This window comes from Acinetobacter legionensis, from assembly GCF_048552295.1.
In the GTDB taxonomy this organism is placed as follows: domain Bacteria; phylum Pseudomonadota; class Gammaproteobacteria; order Pseudomonadales; family Moraxellaceae; genus Acinetobacter.
On record NZ_JBIMCW010000026.1, the window covers coordinates 1 to 12071 of the forward strand.

Annotated in this window: 11 protein-coding genes, 3 tRNA genes and 1 pseudogene; 8 read left to right on the forward strand and 7 right to left on the reverse strand. The window is 35.6% G+C overall.

All coding sequences use genetic code 11. From position 1 onward, the window contains the following. Positions 1 to 92: 92 nt before the first annotated feature. Positions 93 to 446 (reverse strand): annotated as a pseudogene (locus ACG916_RS17160) (PAAR domain-containing protein); the annotation flags it as partial. A 328-nt stretch (positions 447 to 774) separates the two neighbouring features. Further along, positions 775 to 1422 (reverse strand): RBBP9/YdeN family alpha/beta hydrolase, encoded by a 648-nt coding sequence (locus tag ACG916_RS17165; RefSeq protein WP_419330674.1) that lies wholly within the window; start codon positions 1420 to 1422, stop codon positions 775 to 777. 560 nt (positions 1423 to 1982) lie between these two features. Between ACG916_RS17165 and ACG916_RS17170 the strand changes: the two genes are divergently transcribed. The 7 genes from ACG916_RS17170 to ACG916_RS17200 all read left to right on the forward strand — a co-directional run bounded on the left by ACG916_RS17170 (position 1983) and on the right by ACG916_RS17200 (position 7732). Beyond that, positions 1983 to 2855: a MetQ/NlpA family ABC transporter substrate-binding protein gene (locus ACG916_RS17170; protein ID WP_056511959.1), complete on the forward strand. Its 873-nt coding sequence runs from the start codon at positions 1983 to 1985 to the stop codon at positions 2853 to 2855. 113 nt (positions 2856 to 2968) lie between these two features. Continuing rightward, positions 2969 to 3994 (forward strand): methionine ABC transporter ATP-binding protein, encoded by a 1026-nt coding sequence (locus tag ACG916_RS17175; RefSeq protein ID WP_004719301.1) that lies wholly within the window; start codon positions 2969 to 2971, stop codon positions 3992 to 3994. After that, positions 3991 to 4686, forward strand: coding sequence for a methionine ABC transporter permease (locus tag ACG916_RS17180; protein ID WP_034613374.1), 696 nt, complete (start codon positions 3991 to 3993; stop codon positions 4684 to 4686). Before ACG916_RS17175 ends, ACG916_RS17180 begins: the two co-directional genes overlap by 4 nt. Positions 4687 to 4887: 201 nt before the next feature. Then, on the forward strand, positions 4888 to 5505 hold the full coding sequence (locus tag ACG916_RS17185; RefSeq protein WP_419327754.1) for a hypothetical protein: 618 nt from the start codon (positions 4888 to 4890) through the stop codon (positions 5503 to 5505). Between the two features lie 204 nt (positions 5506 to 5709). Continuing rightward, positions 5710 to 6441, forward strand: coding sequence for a hydroxyacylglutathione hydrolase (gloB, locus tag ACG916_RS17190; RefSeq protein ID WP_336954441.1), 732 nt, complete (start codon positions 5710 to 5712; stop codon positions 6439 to 6441). A gap of 24 nt (positions 6442 to 6465) precedes the next feature. Then, the gene (locus ACG916_RS17195) at positions 6466 to 7209 is read left to right on the forward strand and encodes an alpha/beta hydrolase (RefSeq protein ID WP_336954440.1); all 744 of its coding nucleotides are present in this window, start codon (positions 6466 to 6468) and stop codon (positions 7207 to 7209) included. 319 nt (positions 7210 to 7528) lie between these two features. After that, positions 7529 to 7732 carry a hypothetical protein gene (locus ACG916_RS17200; RefSeq protein ID WP_336954439.1) on the forward strand — a complete coding sequence of 68 codons (204 nt, stop codon included), beginning with the start codon at positions 7529 to 7531 and terminating at the stop codon, positions 7730 to 7732. A gap of 172 nt (positions 7733 to 7904) precedes the next feature. Here ACG916_RS17200 and ACG916_RS17205 read toward each other — a convergent pair. The 5 genes from ACG916_RS17205 to ACG916_RS17225 form a co-directional block, all read right to left on the reverse strand. Then, positions 7905 to 7989, reverse strand: a tRNA-Leu gene (locus tag ACG916_RS17205). 36 nt (positions 7990 to 8025) lie between these two features. After that, positions 8026 to 8099: transfer RNA gene (locus ACG916_RS17210), tRNA-Trp, on the reverse strand. 41 nt (positions 8100 to 8140) lie between these two features. Further along, positions 8141 to 8225 (reverse strand) — tRNA-Leu (locus ACG916_RS17215). A gap of 108 nt (positions 8226 to 8333) precedes the next feature. Then, complete coding sequence (locus tag ACG916_RS17220) at positions 8334 to 9146, reverse strand: protein kinase domain-containing protein (protein WP_419327753.1); 813 nt, start codon at positions 9144 to 9146, stop codon at positions 8334 to 8336. Next, complete coding sequence (locus ACG916_RS17225) at positions 9143 to 10654, reverse strand: DUF3336 domain-containing protein (protein WP_419327752.1); 1512 nt, start codon at positions 10652 to 10654, stop codon at positions 9143 to 9145. The genes ACG916_RS17220 and ACG916_RS17225 overlap by 4 nt, the downstream gene beginning before the upstream one ends. 201 nt (positions 10655 to 10855) lie before the next feature. Between ACG916_RS17225 and ACG916_RS17230 the strand changes: the two genes are divergently transcribed. Then, positions 10856 to 11728 carry an ATP-binding protein gene (locus ACG916_RS17230; protein WP_419327751.1) on the forward strand — a complete coding sequence of 291 codons (873 nt, stop codon included), beginning with the start codon at positions 10856 to 10858 and terminating at the stop codon, positions 11726 to 11728. The last annotated feature ends 343 nt before the right edge of the window (positions 11729 to 12071 follow it).

A 12071-nucleotide genomic window follows, 5' to 3' on the forward strand; every position in this document is an offset into this window, starting at 1 on the left:
TGCCATAAAATACTCCATATATTGATGTTTATAACATCATTTGGGGAGCAAAATATCACTTATAAGTGTTGTTCAAATTTCCTGATCCACCTCTGTTCATCATAAGTATTTTTCTGATGTTCAATAAAATTATTTTTCATTAAAGGTGCTGTCACTGCATTACTCATTTCAACACTAGCCCCATTACTCATAACAGCAAGATCTGAAATTTTTAAATATTTTGAACCGCAAGTTGAACTATCACCATCAGCTACAGCACTCTTACCACTAACAACCACAAAACCTTGATTAGAAGCAATAGCCTTAGATTGAACTTTACATTTTGGACAAAAGTGAGTCATACCATCTAGATGCACTGCTTTACCTTCCACAAGAAAAGAAACATCACCTAAAATTATGACTCCGCCATGATCAGTCTTACAACCAACTATAATTAATGCTTTCATTATTATTTTCTAATTTAATCTTGGTTAAAGAATGTTCGATTTAAACATAACAATTTAAAAAAATGAATAGTTTTATTACAAAAAAATCTAATAAAAACAATAAATAAAATGAAAAATCAATAAATTAAATCAGCCGAAAACCAATAAATCAACTTTGCCTTTTATTCAAAAATCCTCTTAGTCAATTCTTCTTTCCACTATCTCAAAACAACTAAACAGTATGAGTTCAGCAAAAAAACACTTGTAATTGTAAAGTATCAGCCGCCTTTACGATTATTCATAGAAAAGCTTAATCCAACTTAATTTATAATAAAGATATTGTAAAAATTTAGTTTGAATCATAAGAATTCTCAACCTCATCAACACCACCAATGACCATTTGAAGCCAATCTAATAATTGAGGAAATTCCTGATACCCATCACTGGCTAGAAAATGTCCAGCATTGGGAATAATTTCATAAGGAAACTCTAATTTTTCAGCCAGCGAGATACTTAAATCAGCTGGAACATATTGATCATTACTCGATATAAACATCTTCCGATGCAATATTTTATTTTTAAAAGAAAAATCCTTATTCGTCTCAGCGATATATGAATCCAGTTTAGGTAATACTGCCAATTTATTCGAAAATCCAGATACACAGACAACACCACCTATCTGTTGAAAATCCGATTCAGACAGGAAATCAAGCAGCGTAATACATCCCAAACTGTGCGCAACAAAAAATGTATGCTGATCAATTTGAGCAACATTATTTTTTAAGGTTTGCTTCCACTGTAAAAGCTTTGGATTGCTTGAATTCGGTAACGCGATCTTTACAACTTTAGTATTTTTATCTTGTAAATTTTCCTCAAGATAATTAAACCAATGATCATCCACATTTGCACCATAACCATGAATGATATAGATATTATTTTGAGCATATGCAGTATTTAGCAATAAAAAACTGCTTAAAAGAAAGATGATTAATTTCATTTATCGATCTCTTTGAGTTAGATAAGATCTGTATGCTAAAGTATGACAGTAGTGTCAATGTCAATAACTGTTTGAATAAAATCACCCTATTTCGCATAACAATTTGAAATAACGCTTATCAGAGCACTGCTAGAGATGCAGATCTAAGTTTATTTTACTTATTTAAAAAAAAGATAATAAATCCTAAAAAATTTATATATTATGAATAAGTATAAAATTTAATCATTTATCGTTTAGCATTCAACAAAAGCATTTGTTTTCTTTATTAAATTAATAAAAACATTGATATTCATGCAACGACATCACCACCCAATGTCAACACGCAGCCACTATGTATAATTTTCATTTATTGATATGATAAACAAATCTTTAGAGTTTGTTTTAAACAATTAAAATTCTTTTAAAACAGGCTGCTAATCCTCAAATGTAAAGAATATAGATAGCGCAATCAGACAAGTACGTCACCGCATTATTTATTTTCAAAATGTTAAAAATTCGATTTAAATGATCGAGAATGCAAAGGACAAAATTCTACTGCATTTGCTACTTAGGACTTATTCATGAAAAAGCTGTTTGGCGTTTTACTTAGCGCGTCTGTGCTCACTCTTTCTGCTTGTGGAAAACAAGAAGCTCCAAAAAATGATGCTGCCCAAGCAGATGCAGGTAAAGAACAAGTCGTTACCATGGCTTCTACAGGTTCAGATGCAGATATTTGGCGCTATATCGCAACATTACCAGAAACAAAACAAGCTGGAATTAAATTAGAAGTTAAAAACTTCACTGACTATGTTGCAATGAATACAGCTGTGGCAAACAAAGAAGTCGATATCAATGCATTCCAATCTTATGCATATCTTGTTGCTTTCAATCAATCAAACAAAGAAAAAATTGCACCAATCTCTACAACATATTTAGAGCCAATGGGTATTTATTCTAGTAAAGTTAAAAAAGTTGAAGAATTTGCCAATGGTGCAACCATTGCTATTCCAAATGATGGCGCAAATGAATCGCGCGCATTGTTACTTTTACAATCTGCTGGTCTCATCAAATTAAAAGATGGTTTTGATTTAGTCAAAGGTACACCTGCTGATATTACTGAAAATGCAAAGAAAATTGTAATTAAACCAATTCAAATGGCGACTGCGGTACGTGCTAAAGATGAAGTTGATGCAATTGTTTTAGGCAATACTTTAGCAATGGAAGGTGGTTTAAACGTGCTTAAAGATTCAGTTTATTATGAGCCAGTTGACCAAACAACCAAAATGAATGTCAACGTACTTGCTGTTGCAGATGCACGTAAAGACGATGCCCTCTTGAAAAAAGTGGGTGAGTTATATCATGTTCCTGCTGTAGGTAAATATGTTCAAGAACACTTCGGTGGAACTAAAGTTGATGTGAATAAACCGGTAAGCTATCTTACAGAATCAAAATAGTTTTATAATGGATCAGGTCAATTGACCATTCTTTTATGAAAGGTCTATAGGCCCTCATAAAACAGGCAAAGTGAATTTGCCTGTTTTTTCTTTTTGCTATAGTTTTTGACGATATGATTGAATTTAAAAACATTTCAAAACACTATGAGTTGAAAGGTCAAACCATACGTGCACTGGATCAGATTAATCTTGAGATTCCAGCGGGCAGTATTTTTGGCATTATCGGCTATAGTGGTGCAGGTAAAAGTACCTTAATCCGTTTGATTAACTTGCTTGAGCGTCCTAACCAAGGACAAGTCATCATTAATCAAAAAGACTTTACGGCACTTGATGCACGTGCATTACGTCAAGAACGTGCAAATATAGGCATGATTTTTCAGCATTTTAATTTGCTACAAACCAAAACTGTAGCTGACAATATTGAAATGCCGTTAAAATTGCTTGGTGTCAGTAAAGACCAACGTGAAAAACGTTTAAATGAGTTACTTGAGTTCATTGATCTAAAGCATAAAAAAGATGCTTTTCCAGACGAACTCTCGGGAGGACAAAAGCAACGTGTCGGTATCGCACGCGCCTTGGCCAACCACCCCAAAATTTTACTTTGTGATGAAGCAACCTCTGCACTTGATCCACAAACCACGAAATCTGTTCTCGCTTTGCTTAAAAAGATTAATCAAGAGCAAGGGATTACCATTGTCATGGTTACGCATGAAATGGATGTGATCGAATCTGTTTGTGATTTTGTTGCCGTCATGGAACAAGGCAAAGTGATTGAAACAGGTTCTACCTTAGAAATTTTTAGTCAACCGCAACACCCCACGACTAAAAACTTTATTCAAACCGTTTTACAGCAACAACTCCCTGTTAATATCTTAAACAATCTCGAAAATCAAAATCATAAAAGTATTTATAGTCTGCAATTTTTGGGTACTTCAGCGCAAGAAACTGTGGTACAAGCAGCAATTAAGCAATTTGATGTCAGCTTAAATATTTTATTTGCCAATATGACTGAAATTAATGGTTCAGTGATCGGTCAAATGTTTATACAACTTTTGGGAGATGCTGAAAGCATTCGGCAAACCATAGATTTCTTTGAAAAAAATGGGGTCAAGGTGGAACAGTCAGGAGTTAGACTATGAGAGAACTCATTGTACAATGGCTCACTACGCTCACAGCACCATTTTGGAAAAGCTCTTTAAGCATTGACCAGTTTGTTACAGCGATGCAAGAAACCATCCAAATGGTCATTTTTGCAATGCTGTTTGGTACCATTTGGGGCTTTATTCAGGCAATTACCTTACTGGTCACTCGCCCTAATGGCATTTTACCCAATCGCGCTGTTTATCAGATTTTAAATCCTATCGTCAATGCACTACGCTCCCTCCCTTTCATTATCCTATTAATTGCGGTTTTCCCACTCACCAAAGCGATCGTGGGTACAACTATTGGTACTTGGGCAGCGATTGTGCCGTTGACCATTTATGTGGGTCCTTATATTGGTCGTCTTGTAGAAACATCATTGCTTGAAGTAAATGAAGGGATTATTGAATCTGCACAAGCAATGGGTGCTTCACCTTGGCAGATTATCTTTAAATTTATTATCCCCGAATCTCGTAGCTCACTCATTCTGAGCCTTACCACAGCAACCATTAGCTTAATTGGTGCAACAGCAATGGCGGGTGCTGTAGGGGCTGGTGGTATTGGTGATTTAGCAATTTCCTATGGTTATCAACGTTTCGATCAAAGTGTGGTTTATCTCACTGTGATTGTCTTATTGATCCTTGTACAAATTGTACAGAGTCTTGGAAATTGGTTATCTAAGCTTCGATAATCTTTGCATCTCATTTTCAATTCTTCTTACTTCTAAAATCATACCCTCCTTGTTGAGGGTATTTTTTATTTCTTGAGTTAGCTACAGATATAAATACTTATAAAATTTATAGATCCTTTTTAATTCTACTCATTTGATCATCTGCTCTTGATCAATCCTTCAGAACTGATTAAGTTATAGAAAACTTAAGAAATATTTGAAATGAATAAATTTACTCAAACAATCGCCTCACTACTCCTTTTGCTACCTATTTGTAGTTTTGCGCAAGCTTCAGACGATTACACCACCACAGTAAAAGTCAATGGTGTAGAGCTCAACCAAGCGCTAAGTGCAACGCAAATTGAAAAATTGCTCGGAAACACCTCTCAAAAAACTATAAAAGCATTTTCTGAATGTAGTGGGAACTATGAATATTCAAGCTCTACTGCATCAGGGAAAAAACTGATGTTTGAAATTTATAGTGAAGACAATCCACAGATTAAGTCTAACTCCTTCTATAAAACCAAAAATAATTTTCAACAACTTGGCACAACCAAAGGACGAGTTTGGCTTTCTTGGACAAATGCACCAGCAATCACAGATACAATCCTGATTAACAATAAACCCATCACTAATCTATATAGCATCAATCAATTTAAAAAAGACTTCCCAAACAGCGCCAAAACTGGCACCAGTGTTTTAATTTTAACGGCATCGGAAGCCAAAGAGTTTTTAAAAAATCCTGCTGAGTTTGAAGCGGGCTATCTCGCCTACGTCAATTTTAATTTTAAAAATGGCAAACTAAGCAAATTAGAAATCAACCAAGGGATGGCCTGTTAAGTTTTATTGAGAATAGCATATTGATCTATATGCTATTCTCTAAAAGAATAACCTACCATATGACTTGTTTGTTTAAGCAAATAACATGTCGCACTATCGAATTACATATGTTTTCACATAAAAAAGACTGTAATCAGCTTTCTAACTTGTCTATAGCCTGATTTTGCTATTAAATTTGTGTCAGCATATTCATGGAATTAAACGATGCAATTTAAAATTCACGTCATAGATGTAAAAAATCAATTACAAAACTATATTTGGCTGATCGAAGAAAGTCAAAGCCATGATATCGTTGCAATTGATCCCACTGAAGCATCACTCGTTGAAAATTATTGCCTTGAACATCAGCTGAATTTAAAACAAATTTGGCTCACACACTGGCATAAAGACCATATTGGTGGTGTTCCAGAATTGATCGCAGACCATAATATTCCTGTTTATGGGCCGCGCGCTGAACTGAGTCACATTCCTTTTATTACCTACCCACTACAACACGATGATCAATTTGAATTTCATGGATTAAACATCGACATTATCGCAGTACCAGGTCATACCCTAGGACATGTCGTTTATTTTATTGATGAATTAGACAGTGTTTTCTGTGGTGATACCCTTTTTGCTATGGGTTGTGGACGTATGTTTGAAGGAACTGCTGAACAATTTTATCACTCTCTCAATCGACTCGCCGCTTTACCACCAAGAACCAAAGTTTACTGTACACATGAATATACCCTTTCTAATGCACAATTTGCTTTGCATATCGAACCAGAGAACCGAGCAATACAACAACGTGCCGAAGAGATCCAACTGCTTCGTGAACATGGGCAAATCACATTGCCCAGTACCATTGAACTTGAGCTTGAAACCAATCCTTTTTTACGTGTCGAAAGTGCTGAAGAATTTGCGCGTATTCGCGCATTGAAAGATAATTTTTAAGCAATCACGATTATTGTCCTCACAATGTTAAAACTGCGCCAACCTAAGCCTCTGTTTTTAAAAGCCTCTCAGCGGGCGGTACTGATATTACATGCATATACCAGTACCGTTCAAGATATGAGGGCCTTGGCAAAATTTCTGCATCAAAATGGCTACACTTGCTATGCACCTAGCTACGCTGGACATGGTTTAACGATTGATGAGTTTCTCACTTACACTACAGAGGATTGGTGGCGAGATACACATAATGCTTATCAATTCTTAGAAAATCAGGGTTATAAGCATATTGCTATCATTGGGGTATCTTTAGGCGCAATTTTATCATTAAAACTCACTGAGTACTTTCCGATTGATGCTTGTATTAGCATGTCTGCACCACAGGATCGAAATGTAAATGATCTCTTTAAGCGATTAAAACACTATGCAGAATATCTTCATCAATTTCAGAATAGCGATTTAGAACTAGACATAAAAAGCTTAGAAAATAAAGCAACAATACAACTACACCAATTGCATCAGTTTATTGCCGTAACCATAAGCAATGTTTCTTTAATTCGCGCGCCTATTTTTTTATTGTATGGTGAATTAGATGATGTACATTATCAATCCAGTGCACAAATTATTTATAATCATGTCAATTCCACAGAAAAACAGATTAAAAGCTATCCCAAGACAGGACACCTCATGACCTTAGGCAAAGATCAGGCTGAATTATTTAGTGATATTTTAGATTTTTTACAACAACATCATCCTGTTCGACTGCAATAATCTATTCTTCTGTTAAATTTACTTACATTTATTCAAACTAAAAATGAGAAAATTTCTGCTTTTAAAAATAGATATCTTTGCATCAAAATATTACAAGGACAATTTCCACACTATTTTAACAATTTGTTTTATTTAACTATTTTATAATAAATTCACATTTTATTCATATTTATAGCAAAAAAATACGCAATGATACAAAAGCCTCATTTCTCAAATTGCTCAAATATTGATATAAAAAATAACTTTCATCAAGTTTCCCCTTTAAAAATTTAATGATCACCCCTATTAAATTTATAGGCAGGAATTAAGGAGATCTTCTGTGAAAAAGGTTGTAAAGGCAAAGAATTTAATCGCTTTTCGTATTTGGTTAGAAAAATTAGGCTATTCAGTAAAAAATTTAGCTGATGGAAAAGGATTTACTTTCAGCTTTAAAAAAGAATATGGTTTAGTCACTTGTGATTTATCAGGTAATAACTTAGCGATACAGCTCGGTGAAGAGTTTGAGGATCACTTAAAGGCTTAGTAAGTGTGTAAATGAAGTTTCTCTTTAAAAAGACCTAAACGATTTCGTTTAGGTCTTTTTTTGATTTGGATAAAATTAAATTCCCAAACCTATGACTAAGATAAGATACAGCATCATCAGAATAAAATTTAGGCATAAAAAAAGCATGATTTTCATCATGCTTTTTTAAATTTGGTGGGGACGGAGAGACTCGAACTCTCACACCTTGCGGCGCTGGAACCTAAATCCAGTGCGTCTACCAATTTCGCCACGTCCCCGAATAAAAACTAACGTTTTAGTCTTTTTAAATAACTTGGCAGAGGATCAAGGACTCGAACCTTGACGAACGGTTTTGGAGACCGTCATGCTACCATTACACCAATCCTCTATAACACTTCATTTTGCTTTAGTACCGCAAAATGAATTGCTTGGTGGGGACGGAGAGACTCGAACTCTCACACCTTGCGGCGCTGGAACCTAAATCCAGTGCGTCTACCAATTTCGCCACGTCCCCAATGGCTGTGTATATTATAGAGATCGTTTTATTATGACAAGCCCTTTTTTCGAAAAAGACACTCGTTTGTTTAAATAAAAAACAAATGTTGCAAATACTGCTTTTTGTTTAAACAATTTGGCTTAATACTTGTTTTATTTGATAAATATTTGAACAACGTTGCCCTGTTTTTTTCATTAACATTGCTGTTAATACCATTTCAAAAATTTTAAATCGCTCTGGTAACACCACATTTAACTCCTGACAATGCAAAAATGCCCAATCTTGATAGCTTTTTGCAGATAGCCGCTGTTGTGTCAACCACTCCAACCAAACGATTCCCAGCGCATAAATATCGGATTGAAATGATTTTACTTGCGCATGAAACAATTCTGGTGCCATATACCTTGGTGTTGCTGTATGTGTCTCAATACTTGTTAGATTTGCGTCTTGAGCTATTTTTACAGCCTGTTCAAAGTCAATCAAATAACTTTTTCCACCCTTAACCCGAAAGTGCTCAACTTTGATATCGCCATGCAGATAACCATAGTCATGCAGATGTTCAAGCACATCTAAGCTGAGTATCAATCGTATACCAATTTCAGCCAAGCTAAGTAAATCAGGTGCATCCTGAAAAAGCTTTGGGACATCTTCCACCCATAAAGCTTGATCAATGACCTCTTCTTCAATTTTAAATTGCTGAAATGGATCAAATATTGAAAAGTTTAATATTACAGGCTGAGATTCTGTCTCCAATGCATTCAATTTGCTATAGCAGTTTAGCTCATTGAAAAAGTGCTGTTGATAACAGCGATTCGAATTTTTGAGCTGCAATTTCAACCAAAACCATTGCTGTCCCTGTTGAATTTGATAAACACGGCGACCAAATTTTTGACTTTGGATTGAATTATATGCAACTGGAAGAATTCTGCTTTGGCTCATACTTCGATCAATTGTTCTGCTGGTATATCTTTCGTCATAGGATGATTCAAAACTTCTAGACAATGTTGGATTGTTTTACCAATACGTGCATGTGTTTCTATACTTGAAATTTTTGGCCAAGTTGCACGCTCACCTTCTCGTTGCAACAGCTTAAATAGATATGGGCGTGGGTTCTGTAACATATAGCTATAATGGCGTAGACTATACTCCCCAATAATATTGACATCACCATAGTAGCGCTGGTCAATAATACCGTAACCGTGATCGAGTAAACGACGCATAGATGGCACTCTTCCCATACGACCTCGAGCAAAATCCATGATCCCCATTGCAGCCATGCGTCCTTGACTACGTACGATACGTTCAGGCCAACTCAGTAAATCTCTACGGTAACGTTCTTCATCATTTTGCATAAACGGTACAATATGTGGATTAACCTGACTGGCAATGGTGTAATTCAAATTATAAAGACGTGACATGCGCTCTTGAGGGAAATCATTTCGTACGCTGCCATCCACCCAACGGGTATTGGCCAAATAAGGAGTATGTACACCATCGTAACGTTTACTAATTAAACGCACAGGTGGAAATAAAACAGGTACAGCACAGGATGCCAATACTGCACTCCAGACCAACAAATCTGGTGAGGTATATTTATTCATGATGCGTACATCTTCTTGAGAAACATCATAAGGTGCAACGGTGACATTAATATCTAATCCTGATTTTTCAAAAGCCTCATGAAAAGTCACATCGCCTAAATTTTCAACCAAGAATTTTTTAAGATATCGGACATCTGCAAAACCACCATTGCCTTTGATTAATTCTTTTACACTACGAAAGTGAAAAGCTTCGCTATAAAATTGGTCACCATTGAGTAAGTTTGGAATTTCACCTGGTTCATTTACCCCCAACATCGCAGTCATAATTGCGCCAGCACTCGAACCTGAAAGTACTTTGGGCATCAAGTCTTGTTCCATCAATGCTTTACAAACGCCACTATGAAATAAACCTAATGTAGCCCCACCTGAAAACATCAATGCAGGTTGACCATAGGCCTTTTCACAGTTTTCAAAAAACTTCCTTTTACTTTCATGACATAAAGTTTGGCAACCATCTGACGCGATGAATGCCAAACTATTACTCACTTCCTCAATATAATCTTCAATTATTTTTTTTGTCCCAACATAGGTATGCGCAAATAACATCGGGTGCCCAATATTGGCAACATCATGACTAAATCCCTCTCTAAGGATATACATCAAGTCTTGGGTTCGATTTTGCATTCGGTAACGGCGTAATAAATTTAATCGATGGGAAATAATTTCAGCATCAAAATATGGTGAGGTATTATCTAGCTTCCACTCCTGTGCCCCCGTTTCTTCATCCAGTTTTAACGCTATAGATTTCCACTCTTCATAGTTTTCTGCATGTTTCAGTTTTCTTTTTAGTTTTTTAATACGATAAGCCTGATGCGGATTTAAATCTTGAGTAAGTTCTAATAACATTTCTAATATTCCTTTGATTTTTAATCCGACACTTTTAAATACCTGTCGATAAACTATGCTGAAAAATAACCAGATAATCAATTACCATAAGTCATTTAATTCTTGCTTTAGATTCCAATTATCGCCTATTGAGATTAGCTCAATAAAATTACTGTGCTAATATCAACCACACAATGTAATTTCTGAAAATAGCGAACGGATATGGCAACTTTCGACTTACCTGACAATATCATCCAAAAATTATCCACTGTTCTGGATCAGTTACATCAAGTCCTTCCTGAAAAGAAACAAGATACTGACTTTGAAGCAGTGGCTTTTAGGTGGCACGATAAACAACTCAAAGCGATTTATAACCCGAAAGCAATGCATTTGGATGATCTTAAAGGGATTGAACGGCAGAAAGCTAAAATTTTACAAAATACTGAACAATTTCTACACGGCTTACCTGCCAACGACATTTTACTGACTGGCTCACGCGGCACAGGAAAATCATCCATAGTTCGCTCTTTACTTACTCAGTATGCAGAACAAGGCTTACGTTTAATTGAAATTGAACGAGATGATTTGTCTGACTTGCCAGAAATTCAAAAAATTATTAAAGATCGACCAGAAAAGTTCATCGTTTATTGTGATGACTTGGCATTTAATGCTGAAGATGAAAATTACCGTAGTTTAAAAAGCGTTTTAGATGGCTCGCTACAATCTGGTTCAAGTAATTTTGTGATTTACGCAACCAGTAACCGTCGTCATTTATTGCCCGAATTTATGCATGAAAACACGCCTGTAACCAAAGTCGATGTGCCGCAATATAAAGAGTTGCATCCGCAAGAAGCCATCGAAGAAAAGATTTCATTATCAGATCGTTTCGGTATGTGGTTGTCTTTTTATCCAATGGATCAAAATCTTTATTTAGAAATTGTGGAACATTATTTGGCAAAAGCAGCAATGCCCTTTACTGAGGATGTTCGTGCGGAGGCTTTAAGATGGTGTCAGGCACGTGGTCAACGTTCAGGTCGTGCAGCATATCAATTCTCTAAACATTGGATTGGTTCAGAACGTTTAAAGGCATTATAAGCCCAACTTTTTTAGATATACAAAGCTCTAACTGAATAATAGTCAGGGCTTTAAATTATTCATCAAATAAATCGGTTCAATATACATGACCAAGCTAAGCGAATAGCAGACTCTCCAATAAAAGATCATATTTTTATTGGCTTAGTCATCCTAAACTTATTTATCGCACATTAAAGTGTCCCTGCGTGTTGGTCTCATCTGAACACAATCGCACGGACGAACACTGCTACTTTATTTAATCCATATGATTCAAATAAAGCTTAATTTCTTTATTCCCATGCAAAACCGCCTGCTAACATATAACTCAAACTGACTGCTGGTTAATCATGCAACTAAAAGCCAA

Excerpts from the sequence above, each read along its gene's own strand:
- ACG916_RS17165 (WP_419330674.1), bottom strand. The coding sequence starts at position 1,422 with ATGAAATTAATCATCTTTCTTTTAAGCAGTTTTTTATTGCTAAATACT.
- ACG916_RS17170 (WP_056511959.1), top strand. The coding sequence starts at position 1,983 with ATGAAAAAGCTGTTTGGCGTTTTACTTAGCGCGTCTGTGCTCACTCTT.
- ACG916_RS17175 (WP_004719301.1), top strand. The coding sequence starts at position 2,969 with ATGATTGAATTTAAAAACATTTCAAAACACTATGAGTTGAAAGGTCAA.
- ACG916_RS17180 (WP_034613374.1), top strand. The coding sequence starts at position 3,991 with ATGAGAGAACTCATTGTACAATGGCTCACTACGCTCACAGCACCATTT.
- ACG916_RS17185 (WP_419327754.1), top strand. The coding sequence starts at position 4,888 with ATGAATAAATTTACTCAAACAATCGCCTCACTACTCCTTTTGCTACCT.
- gloB (WP_336954441.1), top strand. The coding sequence starts at position 5,710 with ATGCAATTTAAAATTCACGTCATAGATGTAAAAAATCAATTACAAAAC.
- ACG916_RS17195 (WP_336954440.1), top strand. The coding sequence starts at position 6,466 with ATGTTAAAACTGCGCCAACCTAAGCCTCTGTTTTTAAAAGCCTCTCAG.
- ACG916_RS17220 (WP_419327753.1), bottom strand. The coding sequence starts at position 9,146 with ATGAGCCAAAGCAGAATTCTTCCAGTTGCATATAATTCAATCCAAAGT.
- ACG916_RS17225 (WP_419327752.1), bottom strand. The coding sequence starts at position 10,654 with ATGTTATTAGAACTTACTCAAGATTTAAATCCGCATCAGGCTTATCGT.
- ACG916_RS17230 (WP_419327751.1), top strand. The coding sequence starts at position 10,856 with ATGGCAACTTTCGACTTACCTGACAATATCATCCAAAAATTATCCACT.